This is a genomic window from Streptomyces adelaidensis, assembly GCF_016598475.1.
Taxonomy (GTDB): domain Bacteria; phylum Actinomycetota; class Actinomycetes; order Streptomycetales; family Streptomycetaceae; genus Streptomyces; species Streptomyces adelaidensis.
The window spans coordinates 87,105-106,552 of record NZ_JAEMUX010000024.1 but is presented as its reverse complement, the minus strand read 5'-3'; the positions used below and the strand labels follow the sequence as shown (position 1 = coordinate 106,552).

At 69.4% G+C, this 19,448-nt stretch carries 17 protein-coding genes and 1 pseudogene; 8 read left to right on the top strand and 10 right to left on the bottom strand.

Annotation, left to right across the window (positions count from 1 at the left end; genetic code table 11):
- A pseudogene (locus tag I8N67_RS16715) lies at window positions 1-824 on the top strand (tetratricopeptide repeat protein); the annotation flags it as partial.
- A gap of 9 nt (window positions 825-833) precedes the next feature.
- Here I8N67_RS16715 and I8N67_RS16710 read toward each other — a convergent pair.
- Window positions 834-1,337 carry an ATP-binding protein gene (locus I8N67_RS16710; RefSeq protein WP_234045801.1) on the bottom strand — a complete coding sequence of 168 codons (504 nt, stop codon included), beginning with the start codon at window positions 1,335-1,337 and terminating at the stop codon, window positions 834-836.
- A gap of 160 nt (window positions 1,338-1,497) precedes the next feature.
- Here I8N67_RS16710 and I8N67_RS16705 point away from each other — a divergent pair, with 160 nt between their 5' ends.
- Together I8N67_RS16705 and I8N67_RS16700 are read left to right on the top strand one after the other, a co-directional pair.
- Entirely contained in the window at window positions 1,498-2,358 is an 861-nt protein-coding gene (locus I8N67_RS16705; RefSeq protein ID WP_200303899.1) for a helix-turn-helix domain-containing protein, read from the top strand.
- A gap of 16 nt (window positions 2,359-2,374) precedes the next feature.
- Window positions 2,375-2,566 (top strand): hypothetical protein, encoded by a 192-nt coding sequence (locus I8N67_RS16700; protein ID WP_200303898.1) that lies wholly within the window; start codon window positions 2,375-2,377, stop codon window positions 2,564-2,566.
- A 14-nt stretch (window positions 2,567-2,580) separates the two neighbouring features.
- Here I8N67_RS16700 and I8N67_RS16695 read toward each other — a convergent pair whose 3' ends face one another.
- From I8N67_RS16695 to I8N67_RS16685, 3 genes are all read right to left on the bottom strand, one after another.
- The gene (locus I8N67_RS16695) at window positions 2,581-3,201 is read right to left on the bottom strand and encodes a hypothetical protein (protein ID WP_200303897.1); all 621 of its coding nucleotides are present in this window, start codon (window positions 3,199-3,201) and stop codon (window positions 2,581-2,583) included.
- 136 nt (window positions 3,202-3,337) lie between these two features.
- Window positions 3,338-4,042: a hypothetical protein gene (locus I8N67_RS16690; protein ID WP_200303896.1), complete on the bottom strand. Its 705-nt coding sequence runs from the start codon at window positions 4,040-4,042 to the stop codon at window positions 3,338-3,340.
- 319 nt (window positions 4,043-4,361) lie between these two features.
- On the bottom strand, window positions 4,362-4,832 hold the full coding sequence (locus I8N67_RS16685) for a TIGR03618 family F420-dependent PPOX class oxidoreductase (RefSeq protein ID WP_200303895.1): 471 nt from the start codon (window positions 4,830-4,832) through the stop codon (window positions 4,362-4,364).
- 85 nt (window positions 4,833-4,917) lie between these two features.
- On the opposite strand from I8N67_RS16685, the gene I8N67_RS16680 reads away from it, so the two are divergent.
- Window positions 4,918-5,790 (top strand): helix-turn-helix domain-containing protein, encoded by an 873-nt coding sequence (locus tag I8N67_RS16680; RefSeq protein WP_200303894.1) that lies wholly within the window; start codon window positions 4,918-4,920, stop codon window positions 5,788-5,790.
- 66 nt (window positions 5,791-5,856) lie between these two features.
- Here I8N67_RS16680 and I8N67_RS16675 read toward each other — a convergent pair whose 3' ends face one another.
- Window positions 5,857-6,882, bottom strand: coding sequence for an ATP-dependent 6-phosphofructokinase (locus I8N67_RS16675; protein WP_200303893.1), 1,026 nt, complete (start codon window positions 6,880-6,882; stop codon window positions 5,857-5,859).
- A 327-nt stretch (window positions 6,883-7,209) separates the two neighbouring features.
- Between I8N67_RS16675 and pta the strand changes: the two genes are divergently transcribed.
- From pta to pyk, 3 genes are all read left to right on the top strand, one after another.
- Window positions 7,210-9,294 (top strand): phosphate acetyltransferase, encoded by a 2,085-nt coding sequence (gene pta, locus I8N67_RS16670; RefSeq protein WP_200303892.1) that lies wholly within the window; start codon window positions 7,210-7,212, stop codon window positions 9,292-9,294.
- A gap of 66 nt (window positions 9,295-9,360) precedes the next feature.
- Window positions 9,361-10,617, top strand: coding sequence for an acetate kinase (locus I8N67_RS16665; RefSeq protein ID WP_200303891.1), 1,257 nt, complete (start codon window positions 9,361-9,363; stop codon window positions 10,615-10,617).
- Between the two features lie 134 nt (window positions 10,618-10,751).
- Window positions 10,752-12,182, top strand: a complete 1,431-nt coding sequence (gene pyk, locus I8N67_RS16660) for a pyruvate kinase (RefSeq protein ID WP_200303890.1) — start codon at window positions 10,752-10,754, stop codon at window positions 12,180-12,182.
- A 105-nt stretch (window positions 12,183-12,287) separates the two neighbouring features.
- On the opposite strand, the gene I8N67_RS16655 is transcribed toward pyk, so the two are convergent.
- The 4 genes from I8N67_RS16655 to I8N67_RS16640 form a co-directional block, all read right to left on the bottom strand.
- Window positions 12,288-13,676: a hypothetical protein gene (locus tag I8N67_RS16655; protein ID WP_200303889.1), complete on the bottom strand. Its 1,389-nt coding sequence runs from the start codon at window positions 13,674-13,676 to the stop codon at window positions 12,288-12,290.
- Window positions 13,666-14,304 carry a DUF6114 domain-containing protein gene (locus tag I8N67_RS16650; RefSeq protein WP_200303888.1) on the bottom strand — a complete coding sequence of 213 codons (639 nt, stop codon included), beginning with the start codon at window positions 14,302-14,304 and terminating at the stop codon, window positions 13,666-13,668. Before I8N67_RS16650 ends, I8N67_RS16655 begins: the two co-directional genes overlap by 11 nt.
- Before the next feature lie 174 nt (window positions 14,305-14,478).
- Window positions 14,479-15,114 (bottom strand): DUF6230 family protein, encoded by a 636-nt coding sequence (locus I8N67_RS16645; protein ID WP_200303887.1) that lies wholly within the window; start codon window positions 15,112-15,114, stop codon window positions 14,479-14,481.
- Between the two features lie 645 nt (window positions 15,115-15,759).
- Complete coding sequence (locus I8N67_RS16640) at window positions 15,760-16,737, bottom strand: tetratricopeptide repeat protein (protein ID WP_200303886.1); 978 nt, start codon at window positions 16,735-16,737, stop codon at window positions 15,760-15,762.
- A gap of 199 nt (window positions 16,738-16,936) precedes the next feature.
- Between I8N67_RS16640 and I8N67_RS16635 the strand changes: the two genes are divergently transcribed.
- A complete protein-coding gene (locus I8N67_RS16635; protein WP_200303885.1) occupies window positions 16,937-17,557 on the top strand; it encodes a TetR/AcrR family transcriptional regulator in 621 nt (206 codons plus the stop codon).
- Window positions 17,558-17,696: 139 nt separating this feature from the next.
- Here the strand turns inward: I8N67_RS16635 and icmA are convergent, their stop codons facing one another.
- On the bottom strand, window positions 17,697-19,397 hold the full coding sequence (gene icmA, locus I8N67_RS16630) for a coenzyme B12-dependent isobutyryl-CoA mutase large subunit (protein ID WP_200303884.1): 1,701 nt from the start codon (window positions 19,395-19,397) through the stop codon (window positions 17,697-17,699).
- Between the last annotated feature and the right edge of the window lie 51 nt (window positions 19,398-19,448).

The following is a 19,448-nucleotide window of genomic DNA, read 5'->3' as shown; positions in this document are numbered from 1 at the left end:
AGGAGGGCGAAGGACCGACTTCTGTGCTGCGCTGGCGGTTGCATGACCTGGTGCGGGCGTTCGGGGTGGGTGTGGTGGCGGGGGATGTGAGGTTGCGGAAGGAGGGGGAGGCAGCGCGGAAGCGAGTGCTGGGGTTCTACTTCCGGTGGGCGGATGCGGCTGATGATCGGTTGCGGTGGTTGCCGGGGGAGGCGGAGCCGGAGCGGTTCGCGGATCGGGGGGAGGCGTTGGCGTGGTTTGACGGGGAGCGGTCGGGGTTGGTGGCGGCGGTGTTGTGGGCGCGGGAGGAGCGGTTCGCGGTTACGGCGGTGCGGCTGGCCGAGTGCCTGGCGGAGTATCTGGCCTGACGGCGATACTTCGACGACTTGATCACCGTTTCCCGTGTCGCGCGGGAGGCCGCGCACCATGCAGAAGACCGCCACGGCGAGGGCATCGCATGGAACAACCTCGGCGTCGCCCTGCGGGTGGCGGGCCGCGTGGAGGAGGCGATCCACGCCCTCACCCGCGCCCGCGACCTGCACCAGGCCACCGAGAACCTCCACCGCGAGGCCACCGCGAGGATCAATCTCGGCAACGCCCTGCGGGAGGCGGGCCGCGTGCAGGAGGCGATCGAAGTGCACGGCAGGGCCCTGGAGATCTTGCGGAAGTTCAAGGACTGGTACGAGACAGCCCAGGCCCTCCACAACCTGGCCCTCGACCACGAGCACGCCCATCGCCCCACCAAAGCCCGCGCCCACTGGCTCCAGGCAGCCGACGCCTACACACGCGCCAACACACCGGACCGAGCCGCCCAAGCCCGCACGCGCGCCGAAACCCTCGAATAGCCCCCTTCCTTACCCCACCCCCGAATACCCCCTCGCCGACCACCGAGGCAGAACCACCCACATCCGAGTCCCACCCCCAGGCTCCCGAGCCTCCCCGAACCCCCACTCCCCCCGACACGCCCGCACCACACACCCCAACACCCGCAACGCGCCCCGCCTCCGCGCATCACAAGCCGCCACCAGCTTCGGGTGCCCGTGCCGCCGATGCCCGTCGTAGAGGACGATCTCCAACTCCCCCTCCCGGTACCGCAGCGACACGTACGCCTCCTCATCCGGCGTGAACTGCCAGGCGCACGCGACGAGTTCACCGACCACCTGCACCGCCGCGTCCACCATGTCCCGCATCCCGTACGCCTCAAGCACCACACGAGTGGACGCCCGCGCGATCCTCGGGCTCAACGGTCCGACGGGCATGGTGAAGCGGTACGCCAGGTCGTCGGGATGCGGCGGCGGTACGACCTCCGGGACGTCTGCGAAGACGGGGCATTTCAGGACGGCGAGCTGTGCGGACATGTGTAACTCCCTTGCTGCCAACTGTGAGCGACTGGTCACCGACTGTAGGACATGAAGGGGAACATGTGCCACATCATCAAGAACATTGCCTCCATCGAGTTGGACCAGCACCCCGCATCCAGTGCAAACTGACTCCCGACCACCACACGAAGGGGCACCGATGCCGACAAGGCCCGCGCCGACGGAACGTCAGAAGCGCCTCGGTGCCGAGCTGCGCAGGATGCGGCTGGCCACCGGGCAGACGACGGAGTACGCCGCCGGACTGCTCGGTCTGGACCGGACGAAGGTGTCCAACATGGAGGGGGGAGTTCGGGCCATCTCGCCCGAACGGATCCGGATACTGGCCAGCAACTACGACTGTGCCGACAAGGCATACATCGATGCGCTGGTCGCCATGGCCGACGTACGCAAGCGGGGGTGGTGGCAGCAGTACAGGGGCTCCCTGCCCCAGGGCCTGCTGGACGTCGCCGAGTTGGAGTGGTTCGCCACGCGGCTGCGGAGCTATCAGACCGTGCACATCCCGGGACTGCTCCAGCTCGGCGAGTACGCCCGCTCCATCTTCGCCGCCGTGCTCCCGTCCCTGCCCAAGTCAGAGGTCGAACTCCGCGTCGTACAGCGCCTTCGGCGGCAACAGGTACTCGACCGCGAGCAGCCCGAGCCGCCCCCGGACTACATCGCGTACATCCACGAATGGGCCCTGCGTATGCAGTTCGGCGGGCGTCGGGCCATGCGCGAGCAGCTCCTGCACCTGTGCGAGTCCTCGGAGCGCGACAAGGTCGAGGTACGGGTCCTCCCCGTCGAGGCCGGCGCCTTCCCCGGCGCCGGGCACGCCGTCCTCTACGCCGACGGTGCTGTGCCTCAACTCGACACCGTGCAACTGGACTCCGCGCACGGTGGCGAGTTCACTCACTCCGAGGCGCAACTCGCCAAGTACCGGACGCACATGGAGTGGTGGCAGGCCCACACGCTGGGCCCGCAGGACTCACGCGACCTCATCCACTCCATCGCCCGCCAGCTCTGACCCCGAGAGGATCACCATGCCCGACATCACCTGGGAAGCCCCCTTCTGCGGCGAAGGAAACAACTGCTTCCGCATAGGCACCGACCCCACCGGCAACGCCTACATAGCCATCGCCGGCCGCGAAGACACCTACCTCACCGACACCCGCGAAGCCCTCCGCACCCTCATCCAGGACATCAAGGCGGGCAAGGCCGACCACCTCCTCTAGCCCGACAGCCGGACTCAAGGGACGAGCGGCACCAGGCAGGTCGCAAGCCCGCCGATCGGCTCCTCCTCAGACAGAGCACCGGGCGCTTCGACCCCCACCGCACGCTCCACCACGGCATACCCAAGGCCCGCGGGTTCGCCGTACTCGGCCAAGGCGACCCGCACCCGCACCGCATCCCCACGCTCCGGGCGCCCGACGCCGATGTCCACCGCCCCCACCCCATCCGTACGGACTTCGAGAAGTTCGACGCGCACGGGAACGTACGCGTACCACGCATCGCTCGCACCGCCCAGCTCGTCCAGCAGCCACGCGTACTTCAGCAGTGGCGGCGCGTCGACGCCGGGAGCCCAGTGGGTGTGTTCGTGACCGTCGGGAGGGGGAGCCGCAGGGCCGGCCGCACTCAGGGCTTCCAGGAGAGCCGGCGCTCCCGCCTCCGACTCGGGCCGCAGCGTGGCGGAGGCCCCGTCCGGCCACCCCACCTCCACGCACGGCGTCGCCCCCGTCAGCGACACCCGGCGTACGACCAGGCCGAGCGCCGCGCTCCCGCGCTGGACGGCCGCGAGGTCGGTGAGAAGCGGCGCCCACCATTCGGCGGCGGGCCATCGCACCGCCGGACGGTTCGGTCGAGCGCTCATCGGGCATCCCTCCGGGTTCGCCGGTGGGCCGGCCGGCCGCAGTGCGAGACCGGACCGGCCGCCCACCAATCGACTGTACGCCGGGCCGAAACCCGAAACTTGAGACCGGCGTACCGGCGACCGACGTACCGGCGCCTCAGATGTTGACCGCGTTACGCACCCAGTCGGGGCACCGGCCGGGCACGCCCTCGCAGAAGGCGGTGACGGCACCGAAGGCCTTGCCGTCGTCCAGCTTCCGGTAGTCGATTCCCGCGAGGACGGTCAGGGTCTCGGTGACCCGGCAGCTGCGGAAGATCCACCAGCCGCTGCACTCCACGTGGTTCACCTCGGTGCGGTAGTTGTACGTCGTCGGGCCGATCGGCTGCTTGCCCTCGGGTGTGGGACGCGGATACATCGTGGTCGCCTTGACCGCGTCGAGGCTGAGGTTGTGCTTCTGGTCGATCTTGGTCATGCCGAAGCCGGCGTTGGCCCCGTTCCAGTAGCCCGTGCGCATGACCGCGTCCCAGCCGTCCTTGTCCTTCCACTCTCCGACCACGTCGAAGTTGCCCGCCGGCGCGGCGGGGGCCGCAGCCCTCACGTCCGCGCCGTCCTCTCCTGCGGCCAGCTTCTCCGTGGTCCGCTTCGGGACGCCGTAGTCCGTCAGGTCCTTCAGCTGGAACGACTCGCCCTTCGGCAGGCCGGCTCCGGTGTCGAAGACAGAGAACTCCACGGCGCCACTTTTCCCATCGGCCGCGCCGGCCTGAGACTGCGCCTGCGCCTGCCCGGACATCGCGAGCACAGCCCCCAGGGCGGTCGCCAGAGCCGCCGCCGTCGCTCCGACGCGCTTCCGTACGGTATGCATGTTCCTCCCCGTTCCGTCGAGCGGGTGCCTCGTGACAGGCACCCTCAGGAGCCGACGGTAGGGGCCGGAATTCCCGCCCGTAAACGGTGTACCGCACGCAACAGGTCAATCCTGGAGGCCCGTTGGACCGGTCCCGCGCCCAAACATCCTCCACGTCACCGCAGTTCGGGGCCGCGACCTCCCATCACCCGAACACCCGTCACCACGCCCCAAGTTCGACTTGTTCCGAATTCTCCCGTGACCGCGAGGTGGCGACGGTGTGCAAATTTCCATACGAAACGGGCACGCACCCCTCAGACCCTCAGACCCCCATTCCCGCTCATGCCCCCTCGGGGAACGCCCCCGCCCGGAACGGCTCCACCCCCACGACCCGCCGCACCCGCACCGGCTCGATCAGGATCATCACGCGCCGCTCCCCGGGCAGCAGCCACGGATACCGCTCCTCCCCGATGTACTTCCGGGTGAGCCGGTCCATGGCCCGCTCCGCCTCCTCACCCTCGACGAACCGAACTACCCGCCCCCGGATCTCCGCCCGGTCATAAGGGTTCTCGGCATCGTGGTGGGACAGCGAGACATTCGGGTTCCGCCGCAGGTTCTCCTCCTTCACCCGCCCGATCGACGTGTTGACCATGACGTACTCGACCTCGCCGTCGCCCTCTCCGTCGACCTCGATATCCACCCACATGGGTGACACCTGAGGTGCCCCGTCCTCCCCGACCGTCGCCAAGTGCCAGAAATTCGGCGCCAGTAGACGCTCGCGTATGTCCCCGTCCAGCTTCGTCGTCGTCATACGGTCACCCTTACCCAGGGATGCCCACTCCGGCCCCTCGGACCACAACAACCCCACCAACCGTAGGTTCCTACAACCCGTGATTGTGGCCGAACAGCCCGTAGTCACCGCAGCCCCGCACCCCTACGTTGTGCGCGTGCCCCCACGCTCAGCCCATGAACGGCAGCCCCAGCACCAGCCCCAGCAGCCGTACCCGCACCCACAACCACCAGGCGGCCAACCACCCGGCGGACATCCACCCGGCGCGCCCCCGGGCCCACAAGCCGCCGCCCCCGCCCCGCCCTTCAACGCCGAGGCCGCCCGAAAACTCCGTATCGCCCTCGGCATGGGACCCGAGCACGTCGCCTACGGGATGCGTTCCTCGTACGGGCTCCCCTACGTCACCCCGGACCTGGTCGCCGCCTGGGAACGCGGCACGATGGCGCCGACGAGCCCCGAACTCACCGCACTGGCAGGTGTGTTGTGGTGCTCGGCAGGTGAACTCATCGGGACGCCCAGGACCTTGCGCGAGCACCGCATGGCGCGCGGGATCGCCGCCGAGGACGTCGCGCATACGGTCGGTATCGAACTCTCCGTCTACCTCCGCATGGAGGAGACGCAGGAGTGGCGTGGCACGGACCGCCAGTCCGCCGCACTCGCCGACGTACTCGACCTCTCCCTGCCCGACCTGATCACCGTCACGGGACGCGAGGCGAAGCTGACCGCTCTGCTGCACAGCGCGGTCACCACGCGCTGGCAGGCGTACGTGCGGCCGGCCGCCAAGCTGCTCTCCCTCGACCGGCGCCTCCTGGACGACGTCCTCCAGGAGATGCACACCGACTACCAGGGCCTGACGACCGTCACCCTCACCTGGGCCAACGGCACCGCCGCGACCGACTCGGGCGAGTCCGGCAGCGACTACCTGAACCGGATCGTCGACCACTTCTGGTCACTGATCCAGAGAACGACGACCTACTGACCGAAACGACCGAACGGCCAAACGGCCAAACGACCGAACGGCCGTCCAGTCCCCCAGAACCCAGCCCTAGAACACCGACTCCGCCTCGTCCATCCGATCCTTCGGCACCGTCTTCAGCTCGGTCACCGCCTCCGCCAGCGGCACCATCACCACATCCGTGCCGCGCAGCGCGGTCATCCGGCCGTAGTCACCCCGGTGCGCGGCCTCGACCGCGTGCCAGCCGAAGCGCGTGGCGAGCACCCTGTCGTACGCGGTCGGGGTGCCGCCCCGCTGGACGTGGCCCAGGATGACCGGCTTGGCCTCCTTGCCGAGGCGGCGCTCCAGCTCGTACGCCAGCGCCGTGCCGATGCCCTGGAAGCGCTCGTGGCCGAACTGGTCGATCTCGCCGTGGCCGTAGTCCATGGAGCCCTCGGCCGGGTGGGCGCCCTCGGCGACGCAGATGACCGCGAACTTCTTGCCGCGCGCGAAGCGCTCCTCGACCATCTTCACGAGGTGGGCGGGGTCGAACGCGCGCTCGGGCAGGCAGATGCCGTGGGCGCCCGCCGCCATCCCGGACTCCAGCGCGATCCAGCCCGCGTGCCGGCCCATGACCTCGACGACCATCACCCGCTGGTGCGACTCGGCGGTCGTCTTGAGGCGGTCCATCGCCTCGCTCGCCACCCCGACCGCCGTGTCGAAACCGAAGGTCCGGTCCGTCGAGGAGATGTCGTTGTCGATCGTCTTGGGGACGCCCACCACCGGCAGACCGGCGTCGCTCAGCATCCGGGCCGCCGTCAGCGTGCCCTCCCCGCCGATCGGGATCAGTACGTCGATTCCGAACTCGTGCGCCATGTCCTGCGCGTTCTCGCAGGCCTCGCGGAGGCGGTCGCGCTGGAGGCGGGAGGAGCCGAGGATGGTGCCGCCGCGGGCGAGGATGCCGCTGACGGACTCCAGGTCGAGGCTGCGGTAGCGGCCGTCGAGCAGGCCGGCGTAGCCGTCCTCGAAGCCGATGACCTCGTCGCCGTACTGGGCGACCGCTCGGTGCACGACCGACCGGATCACTGCGTTCAGGCCCGGACAGTCGCCGCCTGCGGTGAGAACTCCGATACGCATCGTGCTGTGTCTCCTGCTCGTCCTGATCGTCCTGATCGTCGTGCGCGGTGCTGGTACTTGTGAGTCTGTCCGATTGTTTCACGGCCCGCAGTGGGCCGCCGAGCCTGTAGCACCCGCCCGCCCGACCCGCGACCCGACGTGCGCCCCATCCACCCGCAGACGGGCGCCTTATCCATCCACAAAGGTATTGTCAAGAGGGTTTCCGCCCGCCCCAGCGGCCGTTTTCGCCCACGCCCACCGCATCAAGACCACCGCATCAAGACCGCCGCATGAAGTCCATCGCGCGAGACCATCGCACGAGACCATCACATGAAACGGAGAGCACGCGTGACGCGCAGCGTGTACGTGACCGGAATCGACCGCGGCGACGGCCGCCAGGTCGTCGAGCTGGGGGTCATGGAGCTCCTGACCCGCCAGATCGACCGGGTGGGGGTGTTCCGGCCCCTGCTGCACCACGGCCCGGACCGTCTCTTCGACCTCCTGCGCGCCCGCTACCGGCTCTCCCAGGACCCGGCGACCGTGTACGGCATGGACTACCACGAGGCGTCCACCCTCCAGGCCGAGCGCGGCACGGACGAGCTGGTCTCCACCCTCGTCGACCGGTTCCACGCCGTCGCCCGTGACTACGACGTCGTCCTCGTGCTGGGTACCGACTTCGCCGACACCCAGTTCCCGGACGAGCTGTCCCTCAACGCCCGGCTCGCCAACGAGTTCGGCGCCTCCGTCATCTCCGTGGTCGGCGGGCGGGGGCAGAGCGCCGAGTCCGTGGCCGCCGAGACGCACAACGCGTACCGCGCCTACGAGAGCCTCGGCTGCGACGTCCTCGCCATGGTCGTGAACCGGGTCGCGTCCGCCGACCGCCCCGAGATAGCCGAACGCCTCGGCGACTCCCGGCTGCCGCTCCCGGCGCCTGTCTACGTCCTCCCGGACGAGCCGGCGCTCTCCGCGCCGACCGTCGCGCAGATCACCCACGCGCTCGGCGGCGAGGTGCTGCTCGGCGACGACTCGGGGCTCGCGCGCGACGCGCTGAACTTCGTCTTCGGCGGGGCGATGCTGCCGAACTTCCTCAACGCCCTGACGCCGGGCTGCCTGGTCGTCACCCCCGGCGACCGCGCGGACCTCGTCGTGGGGGCGCTGGCCGCCCACAGCGCCGGTACGCCGCCCATCGCCGGTGTCCTGCTCACGCTCAACGAGCGGCCCAGCGAGGAGGTCCTCACCCTCGCCGCCCGGCTCGCGCCCGGCACCCCGGTGGTCGCCGTCGAGAGCGGTTCCTTCCTCACCGCCTCCGAACTCTTCTCCATGGAGGGGAAGTTGAGCGCGGTGACGCCGCGCAAGGCGGAGACGGCCCTCGGGCTCTTCGAGCGGTACGTGGACACGGCCGAGCTGCGCACCCGGGTCTCGGCGCCGAGCAGCGACCGGATCACGCCGATGATGTTCGAGCACACGCTCCTCGAACAGGCCCGCTCCGAGCGGCGCCGCGTCGTCCTGCCCGAGGGCACGGAGGAGCGCGTTCTGCACGCGGCCGAAGTGCTCCTGCGCCGGGGGGTCTGCGACCTCACCCTCCTCGGCCCGGTCGACCGGATCCGCAAGCAGGCCGCCGACCTGGGCATCGACCTCGGCGACTGCCAGCTGATCGACCCGCAGACCTCCGAGATCCGGGACTCCTTCGCCGAGAAGTACGCCCGGTACCGGGCCCACAAGAACGTCAGTGTGGAGCTGGCCCACGACGTCGTGTCCGACGTGAACTACTTCGGCACGCTCATGGTCCAGGAGGGTCTGGCCGACGGCATGGTGTCGGGGTCGGTGCACTCCACTGCCGCCACCATCCGGCCCGCCTTCGAGATCATCAAGACCAAACAGGACGCCGCCATCGTCTCGTCCGTCTTCTTCATGTGCCTCGCCGACAAGGTGCTTGTTTACGGCGACTGCGCGGTCAACCCCGACCCGAACGCCGAGCAGCTCGCCGACATCGCCATCCAGTCCGCGGCCACGGCCCTGCGGTTCGGGGTCGAGCCGCGGATCGCGATGCTGTCGTACTCCACGGGTACGTCCGGCTCGGGCGCCGATGTCGACAAGGTGCGCGAGGCGACCGCGATCGTGCGCTCCCGGCGGCCCGATCTGTTGATCGAGGGGCCGATCCAGTACGACGCCGCCGTCGAGCCGAGTGTCGCGGCGACCAAGCTGCCGGGCTCCGAAGTCGCGGGCCAGGCCACGGTGTTGATCTTCCCGGACCTCAACACCGGCAACAACACGTACAAGGCCGTGCAGCGTTCGGCGGGGGCGCTCGCGGTCGGACCGGTGCTCCAGGGGTTGCGCAAGCCGGTCAACGACCTGTCCCGGGGCGCCCTCGTCCAGGACATCGTCACCACGGTCGCCATCACGGCGATCCAGGCCCGGACACCCGCCAAGTGAACACCGTCAAGTGAACCTCGTATCAAGTGGACCTCGTATCAAGTGAATCCCGTCAGAAAGCGAACCGTGACCGCGACCCGTGTCCTCGTCCTCAACTCCGGCTCCTCCTCGGTGAAGTACCAGCTGCTGGACATGCGTGACAGCGGCCGGCTGGCCATGGGCCTGGTCGAGCGGATCGGCGAGCGGAACTCCCGGCTGAAGCACACCCCGCTCACCGACGGCGGCGTCTCCCGCGAGCGCACCGGCCCGATCGCCGACCACGAGGCCGCCCTGAAGGCCGTCGCCGAGGAGCTGGCCGAGGACGGGCTGGGCCTCGACTCCCCCGAGCTGGCCGCCATCGGGCACCGGGTCGTGCACGGCGGCCAGACCTTCACCGCGCCCACGGTCGTCGACGACGCCGTGCTCGCCGAGATCGAGCGGCTGATCCCGGTGGCACCGCTGCACAACCCGGCCAACCTCACCGGCATCCGTACGGCACGGGCACTGCGCCCGGACCTCCCCCAGGTCGCCGTGTTCGACACGGCCTTCCACACGACGATGCCGGAGTCCGCCGCCCGCTACGCCATCGACGTCGAGACGGCCGACGCGCACCGCATCAGGCGCTACGGCTTCCACGGCACCTCGCACGCGTACGTCTCCCGGGCCACGGCCGAGCTCCTGGGCAGGGCGCCGGAGGACGTCAACGTGATCGTGCTGCACCTCGGCAACGGGGCGTCCGCGTCGGCGGTCGAGGGCGGCCGGTGCGTGGACACCTCCATGGGGCTGACGCCTTTGGAGGGGCTCGTGATGGGTACGCGCTCCGGAGACCTGGACCCGGCCGTCATCTTTCATTTGATGCGCGTTGGCGAAATGTCCACGGACGAGATCGACACTCTCCTCAACAAGAAGAGCGGTCTGACCGGGCTGTGCGGCGACAACGACATGCGGGAAATACAGCGCCGTATCGACGAGGGTGACGGGCGGGCGAAGCTGGCCTTCGACATCTACATTCACCGGTTGAAGAAGTACATCGGCGCCTACTGCGCGGTGCTCGGCCGGGTGGACGCGGTCGCGTTCACCGCCGGTGTCGGCGAGAACGCGGCGCCCGTACGGGCGGCCGCCGTCGCGGGCCTGGAGGTGCTGGGCCTGGCGGTCGACGGCGACCTCAACGCCGTACGGGGCGACGAGCCGCGGCTGATCTCGCCGGCCGGCGCGCGGGTCGCGGTCGCGGTGGTGCCGACGGACGAGGAACTGGAGATCGCGACCCAGACGTACGCCCTGGTCGCCCCGGCCCGAAAGAACGCCCCGGAGAACGCCCACGGGAACGCCCGAGACAACATCTGAGCTTCGAAAAGAACAGTTGAGCAATACGAGGTCGAGCAATACACGCCAGTAACACGGCTGAGCGCATAGCCGCCCATTTGCACATTCCACCAGACGGAATATTCCGTAGCGAAACAAACCGATAGGATCGCCCCATGCGCCGTTCGAAAATCGTCTGTACTCTCGGCCCCGCGGTCGACTCCCACGAGCAACTGGTCGCCCTCATCGAGGCCGGCATGAATGTGGCTCGCTTCAATTTCAGCCACGGCAGCCACGCCGAGCACCAGGGCCGCTACGACCGGGTCCGGGCCGCAGCCGCCGAGACCGGCAAGGCCATCGGTGTCCTCGCCGACCTGCAGGGCCCGAAGATCCGTCTGGAGACCTTCGCCGAGGGACCGGTGGAGCTGGTGCGCGGTGACGAGTTCACCATCACCGCCGAGGACGTGCCGGGCGACAAGCACATCTGCGGTACGACGTACAAGGGGCTCCCCGGTGACGTCGGCCCCGGCGACCAGGTCCTCATCAACGACGGCAACGTCGAGCTGAAGGTCATCGAGGTCGAGGGCCCGCGGGTGCGCACGCTGGTCATCGAGGGCGGCGTCATCTCGGACCACAAGGGCATCAACCTGCCCGGCGCGGCCGTGAACGTGCCGGCGCTGTCCGAGAAGGACGTCGAGGACCTGCGGTTCGCGCTGCGGATGGGCTGCGACCTGGTCGCGCTCTCCTTCGTGCGGGACGCGGGCGACGTGCAGGACGTGCACAAGGTGATGGACGAGGTGGGCCGCCGGGTCCCCGTCATCGCCAAGGTGGAGAAGCCGCAGGCCGTCGACAACATGGAGGACGTCATCATGGCGTTCGACGGCGTGATGGTCGCCCGTGGCGACCTGGCCGTCGAGTACCCGCTGGAGCGGGTCCCCATGGTGCAGAAGCGGCTCATCGAGCTGTGCCGCCGCAACGCCAAGCCGGTGATCGTGGCGACCCAGATGATGGAGTCGATGATCACCAACTCCCGCCCCACGCGCGCCGAGGCGTCCGACGTCGCCAACGCGATCCTGGACGGCGCGGACGCGGTCATGCTGTCGGCGGAGTCCAGCGTGGGCGCGTACCCGCTGGAGACCGTCCGGACGATGTCGAAGATCGTCGCGGCGGCCGAGGAGGAGCTGCTGTCCAAGGGCCTCCAGCCGCTGGTGCCGGGCAAGAAGCCGCGTACGCAGGGCGGTTCGATCGCCCGTGCCGCCTGCGAGATCGCCGACTTCCTCGGCGGCCGGGCCCTGGTGGCCTTCACGCAGTCCGGTGACACCGCGCGCCGGCTGTCCCGCTATCGCGCCTCCCAGCCGATCATCGCGTACACCACCGACGAGTCCACCCGTAACCAGCTGGCGCTCAGCTGGGGTGTCGAGTCGCACGTCGTGCCGTTCGTGAACAGCACCGACGAGATGGTCGACCTGGTGGACCACGAGATGATCAAGCTCAACCGCTTCCAGGAGGGCGACATCGCGGTCATCACCGCCGGTTCGCCCCCCGGCGTCCCGGGCACCACGAACATGGTCCGGGTGCACCACCTGGGCGTCGCCACCCGCGGCTGACACCGCCGGCGCGGTCGTACGACAACGCCGAGGGCGCCCCCTGCGAGCAGGGGGCGCCCTCGGTTTTCTGCGGCTCCCGGACGGGACTGTGGGGTGACCGGCCGCTCAGTCGGTCGTGTACTGGTGGAGACCAGGCACGGTCAGCGTGCCGCCGAACTGGCCCGCCTGGACGACCGTCACCTTGGTGAAGTAGATCAGCGGGATGTTCAACGGCGGCGGGTGCTTCGTGTCGAAGGTCACCGGGATCAGACCGAGCAGATTGCCGGAGATGCTCTCGGTGTACATGACCGTCTCGCCGTCGGTGATCGTGGACGTGGTGCCCGCGCCCGCCTCCGCGTGATAGGTCACACCGGCCTGCTTGTCCTCGACCGTCTGGTGGAGGTCGCCGATGTCGGCGCCGCCGGAGACGACGTACTTCAGCACCTCCTTGACCGTGCCGTCGGCGGTCTTGACCTTGACGATGCCCTTGTAGTCGGCGCCCTTGAGGAGCAGGGAGCTGGCCTGGAGGCGCCAGGAGTCGCTGGGCAGCGCCGGGATGCCCTTCTCGACGCCGCTCTCGTCGTCCGTGGCGGCCACGCAGCCGTCGGTGTCCGTGCTCTCGCTCGCGGACGGGCTCGGCGTCGAGGTGGCGTCGGCGGCGGTGTCCTCCGCCTCGTCCTCGGTGTCCTCGGCGGTGTCGGTGACGTCCTTCGCGGTGTCCTCGACCTTGTCGGTGGCATCGGCGGCGGTGTCCTGCGCGTCCTTGCCGGCACCCGAACCCGAACCCGAACCCGAACCCGAACCCGAGTCCGTGTCCTCGTCCGAACCCGAGGCCTCCTCGGAGGCCGAGGGGGACGGGCTGACCGACGGCGTGGCGGTCTCCGTCTCCGTCTCGGGCTCGTCCGGCGTGAACAGGTCCTCGATCGCGTCGCCGATGTCCTCCAGGACGTTGCCGCCGCTCTCGGCGGCGGTGGCCGACGGCGTGGCCGTGGCGTCGGTGGCGGTCTTCTCGGTCGTCGTGGACCCGTCCGCCGTGTCCTCGTCGTCGGAACCTGAATCCGACGAGGAGGAGTCGCCCGAGTCCGAGGACGTGTCGTCGCCGGCCGAGTCGTCGGAGCCGTCACCGGAGGACGTGTCCTCGTCGGTGGACTCGTCCGCCCGCTCGTCCGTGGCCTCGTCGTCCGAGGCGGCGCTCTCCGAGGCGGAGGCGGACGGCGTCGGGGTCGGCGAGGCGGAGGTGTCCGTACCGTCCTCGGCGGCCTCCAGGGCCGCCACACAGTCCTTGTACTCGTCCGCCGTCAGGCTCTGCGCCACGGGGTCCTCGGCCAGGGCCAGGGTGGGTGTGAAGCCCATGCCCATGAGGACCGCCGTCGGCATCGCCGCGAGGGCTATCGCCTTGCCCGCCGGCATGTTCAGCCGGGTGAGAAGGGGCTTCTTGGGCGCCGCGTGCCGCGGTCCGGATCTCGCACGGGACTCTCCCACCGCAGTCCCGTGGGTCACCTCGTCAGCCGGCACTGTGCCTCCCGTTCATCCCGTTCGTGTGGGTGGTACCTGACAGGTCGTCGCCCTCGCCGTTCGCCGCCCCGTTCACCGAGCCCGCTGCCGCGGGCTCCGGGGCGTCGCCCTTGTGCAGGGGGACCGCACCTTGCTGTGCCGTGTTCTGGGGGGCCGTGTCCTGAGGGTTCGTGTCCTGAGGGGCCGTGTCGCGCCTCGGCGTGCGGTACGTGGACGGCACCCGCGCCTCGTCGTGACCGGGCGCCCAGGCGATCGCCAGCGCACCGCCGATCAGCGCGAGCAGGAAGCCGAAGCCGAAGCCTCCGAGGTTGGAGACGGGGATGGACACGAGCGCCAGCAGGATCGCCGCCGTACCGGCGAAGGTGCGTACATGCCGCTGGAACCACAGGCTGACCCCGAGCACGACCAGCAGTACGCCGATGATGAGGGAGCCCGAGCCGCCCGTCGTCGCCATGGCGAGCGTGAGGTTACCGATCTGCAGATTCGCGTACGGAAAGTACATGATCGGGAAACCGCTGAGCAGGACCAACAGCCCCGACCAGAAGGGACGGCTGCCCCGCCAGTCACGAAAGCGCCGCCGAAAGGCGCGGAGATAGTCTTCGTTCTGCCCCGTTGACTCGGCGCTCATGGACAACAGCTCCCTGGAACGGTCTTGCTGTGACTGGTTCACGTACGACACGGACGCAGCGCGCGCACGCAGTTCACTTGATTCACGTACGGGGTCCGCGTGCGCGGTGCCGCGCACGACGGGAGGGACGGGCGGGTGAGGAGGCACAGGCCCCCTCACCCGCCCAGGGAGTGCCTAGTAGCACTCCACGGTGCCCTTGTGGAGCGACATCTTCAGATTGCTCAGCTTGAAGGTTCCGGCAGTGGTCGCCCACGCCGTCTGCTTCACGTCGGACAACGAAGCCGAGTCGGCCTGCTGGGCGAACCCGTACGGGTTGGCCTGCTCGGAGCCGCCCTTCATGCCCGGACCCTTGTTGGCGTCCTTGGCCGCCAAACCGATGTCGATGCCCTTGAAGACGGCATCGGCCGAGAGTTCCTCGACGTCGATGTAGAGGTTCTCGGCCTCGACCTTCTTGCCACCGGTACCGGCGGTCAGCTTGAGGCTGACGCTACCGAGGATCGGGACGTTCGGGGTGACGACCGACTGGCACATGTTGGTGATCGAGGCACTCTTGAATGCCGAGACCGCGACGGGGTGAACCGTCTTCTCGCCCTTGAGGGTGTAGCCCTCGTCGAGCGCTCCGTACTGCGAGAAGCCCGTGCCATCGAGCTGATCCGCAGTCACCTTGAACGACTGACCCGACACACTGAACGACGCGGCGAGAGCACCCTGCGCGAGGGCGACACCTATCGCTGCCGTGGCGGCGACGCTGGGCACCATGACCACAGCGAACCGCTTCCATCTCGTCCCGCCACGCACCTGGGACTCCATATTTCCTCCTTCTCGGACGTACATCTCCTGGCACCGGCTCGCCCCTGGGCGGCGGCTCGGCCGGGCAGGGATGGGAGAAGCGCTACGTCCTCGGGAAAGAGAGCGCCCGCGCTCGGTGGCGCGAAAAGCGCCCGAATCACCGGCGATCACCCCCGAGCGACAACCACTGGTCGCGCCTGACACGCATCACGCACAACCTGCTGGACAGGCTCCACCGTCGAGCGGAGACCCCCCTGTCCAAGAGCCGGCGCCACTGTCGCCCGCTCTACTCGGTGGGGACCCAGAAAACCCGTTGACCCGACTGGTTGGCGGGGTACGGGATTGGACCGAGCGTCGCCGATCGTGGTGCATTCTCGCCGCCCCCGCAAGGGGGGTCGTTACTGGCTAGTAACGGACGGATAACCGAACGACGACCCATCGGCATCGGGCGGCGACGCACGGTGGCGCCGCGTGAGGCGACACATGGGGGGACAGGCGGACAGAGTCCGACAGAACGACGACTTTCTCTTACTGCAAGTAACAGCGGCCGCGATTACCAAGATTTGGTAAAGCGCGGCCGCGGTGTCGTTGTGTCGCCAAATCTCTCACTCACGCAACACGGGCCCCGGAGCCGACACTCAGCCGGGGCAGTGCGTCAGCGGCACCTCAGAACAGCGCCCGCGCCAGCGCGCGCCGCGCCGCGGCCACCCGCGGATCGTCGCCGCCGACCACCTCGAAGAGTTCGAGCAGCCGCAGCCGTACGGCGTCCCGGTCCTCGCCCGCTGTGAGACGCACCGTGTCGATGAGTCGACCGAACGCGTCCTCCACATGCCCGCCGACGAGGTCGAGGTCCGCCGCCGCGATCTGCGCCTGTCCGTCGGCCGGGTTCTCGGCGGCCGCCTTGCGCACCTGCTGCGGGTCCGCACCCTGCACCCGATGCAGCAACTCGGCCTGCGCGAGGCCCAGCTTGGCCTCGGTGTTGCCCGGATCGTCGCTCAGCACGTTCTTGTACGCCTGCACCGCGCCGCCGAAGTCGCCCGCGTCCAGGGCGCGTACGGCGGCTTCGAGCAGGTGGTCGTAGGGGCCGGCCGGGATCTGCGGGGCCGCTTCGGGGACGGGGCCGGACTCGGCGTCGGGGTCGACCACGAGGCCGGTGAGGCCGAAGCGCTGCTCGGCGACCTGGACGAGCTGGTCGAGGGTCTCGCGGATCTGCTGCTCGGGGGCGGCCCCCTGGAAGAGGGGCAGCGCCTGCCCCGCGACGACGGCGAACACAGCGGGGATCCCCTGGACCCCGAACTGCTGCATCAGCATCTGGTTGGCATCGACATCGATCTTGGCGAGGACGAACCGGCCGCTGTACTCGACGGCCAGCCGCTCCAGCACCGGGCTGAGCTGCTTGCAGGGCTGGCACCACTCGGCCCAGAAGTCGATGACGACGGGCACCTCGGTGGACCGCTGCAGGACCTCGCTCTCGAACCCGGCCTCATCGACATCGATGACCAGGTCGACCGGCGAGACCGCCCCTCCCCCGCCCTGCCGGGCGGATTCGGCCCGCGCCTGCTCCGCCTTCGACTTGGCCTCCTGGGCCGCCTTCACCGCGGCGAGGTCGACGACTCCGCTCATGGACATGTTCCGTGGCTGCATGAGTACATCCTCCCCCTTCCGAGCACGCACGTGAAAAGCGTCCTGAAAGCACTCGGCACCACCGCCGGACCTGCTTTCGCTACGAGTCGTAGCGTAACTGCCCCGGACGGCTCCTCCGTACCCCCTCAGTACCCACTCCTCGGTGATCTGCCTCACGAGAGCGGGGGAGACTTCAGGAACGGCCGGATATGGTCGGCCGATGCAGAGCCGCACCCCCGTCCCACGCGCCACGGGCCGCCCGCGCAGCGCCGCCGCGGACGCCGCGATCCTGGCCGCGACCCGGGAGGCCCTCGTCGAACTGGGCTGGTCGAAGCTGACGCTGGGCGATGTGGCGACCCGCGCGGGCGTCGCGAAAACGACCCTCTACCGCCGCTGGGCCGGCAAGAACGAACTGGTCGTCGACGCGGTGGCGGAACTCTTCGACGAACTCCGCATGCCCGACCGGGGAAGCCTGGCGGCCGACATCGAGGGCGTGGTCCTGCAGTTCGCGGCGATCCTGGCCCGCCCCGAGGCCAGGAGCGGCCTCATGGCCGTGATCGCCGAGTCGACCCGCGACGACGCCCTGCGCGAACGCATCCGCGAGTCCATCGTCGACCGCCAGAAACGCCTCGTCCACCAGGGCCGCACCCGAGCCCAGCAACGCGGCGAACTCCCCGCCGACCCCGACCCCACCTCCCGCACCGCCGACCTCATCTTCGACATCGTCGCCGGCACGGTGGTCCACCGAACCCTGGTGAGCGCCGAACCGACGGACGAGGAATGGGCCCGGGCCTTCACCAGCCTCCTGCTACTGGGCTTGAGAGGAAGCGCCGCCCCCTAAGGGGCGCGGGGAACTGCGCGGCAAGCCCCCACCGAACCCGCAGCCGAAACCGGGGGTCGAAGGGGCACAGCCCCTGGAGGATGGGACGGGCAGGGGCGGCGGGGGCGAAATCCCACACCGCCCCCGGGGGCAACGACACCTAGAACCCCGGCGGCTCCGTATAAACCCCCCACTCGTCCCGCAACACCCCGCAGATCTCCCCCAACGTGGCCTCGGCGCGCACCGCGTCAAGCATGGGCCGGATCATGTTGCCCCCGTCCCGGGCGGCGGCGACCATCGCCCCGAGAGCGTCCCGCACGACCCCGTCATCACGCGCGGCCTTCCGCCCGGCAAGCCCCCGCACCTGCTCCCGCTCCACCTCATGGCTGACCCGCAGAATCTCCAGATCCCCGGTCACGGACCCATGGTGGACATTGACGCCCACCACCCTCTTCTCCCCCTTCTCCAGGGCCTGCTGATACCGGAACGCCGACTCCGCGATCTCCCCGGTGAACCACCCGTCCTCGATCCCCCGCAGAATCCCGGACGTGACGGGCCCGATGGGGTGCCGCCCGTCCGGATGCGCCCTGAGCCCCCGCTCCTTGATCCGGTCGAAGATCTTCTCCGCGTCCGCCTCGATCCGGTCGGTCAGCTGCTCGACGTACCAGGAACCCCCCAGCGGATCGGCCACGTTGGCGACCCCGGTCTCCTCCATGAGCACCTGCTGCGTGCGCAACGCGATCTCGGCGGCCTGCGCGGAGGGCAGCGCCAGCGTCTCGTCCAGCGCGTTGGTGTGCAGGGAGTTGGTCCCGCCGAGCACCGCGGACAACGCCTCCACCGCCGTACGCACCACGTTGTTGTACGGCTGCTGGGCCGTCAGCGAGACACCGGCGGTCTGGGTGTGGAACCGCAGCCACTGCGCCTTGTCCGTCCGCGCCCCGTACACGTCCCGCATCCACCGCGCCCAGATCCGGCGCGCCGCGCGGAACTTGGCGATCTCCTCGAAGAAGTCGAGGTGCGCGTCGAAGAAGAAAGACAGCCCCGGCGCGAACACGTCGACGTCCAGCCCGCGGCTGAGCCCCAGCTCGACGTACCCGAACCCGTCCGCCAACGTGTACGCCAGCTCCTGCGCGGCCGTGGCCCCGGCCTCACGGATGTGGTAGCCGGAGACGGACAGCGGCTTGTAGGCGGGGATCTCGGCCGCGCAGTGCTCCATCAGATCCCCGATGAGCCGCAGATGCGGCTCCGGCTGGAAGAGCCACTCCTTCTGCGCGATGTACTCCTTGAAGATGTCGGTCTGCAGCGTGCCGTTGAGCACAGCCGGATCGACGCCCTGCCGCTCGGCGGCGACCAGGTACATGCAGAACACCGGAACGGCCGGACCGCTGATCGTCATGGACGTCGTGACGTCCCCCAGCGGAATGCCCTGGAACAGCACCTCCATGTCGGCGGCCGAGTCGATGGCGACCCCGCAGTGCCCGACCTCGCCGAGCGCCCGGGGGTCGTCGGAGTCCCGCCCCATCAGCGTCGGCATGTCGAAGGCGACGGACAGCCCCCCGCCCCCGTTGGCGAGGATCATCTTGTACCGCTCGTTGGTCTGCTCGGCGTTCCCGAACCCGGCGAACTGCCGGATCGTCCACGTCCGCCCCCGGTACCCGGTCGGATACAGCCCGCGCGTGAACGGGTACTCCCCCGGCCACCCGATCCGTTCGAACCCCTCGTACTCGTCCCCCGGCCGGGGCCCGTACACGGGCTCGACCGCGTCCCCGGAAAGCGTCGTGAAGTCGGCCTCCCGCTTCCGGGCGGCGTCGTACCGGGCCTGCCAGCGTCGGCGTCCCTCTTCGATGGCGTCAGCGTCCATGGAAGCCAATTTACTAGGACGTCCTACTAAATGATAGCGACGCAGGTCAGG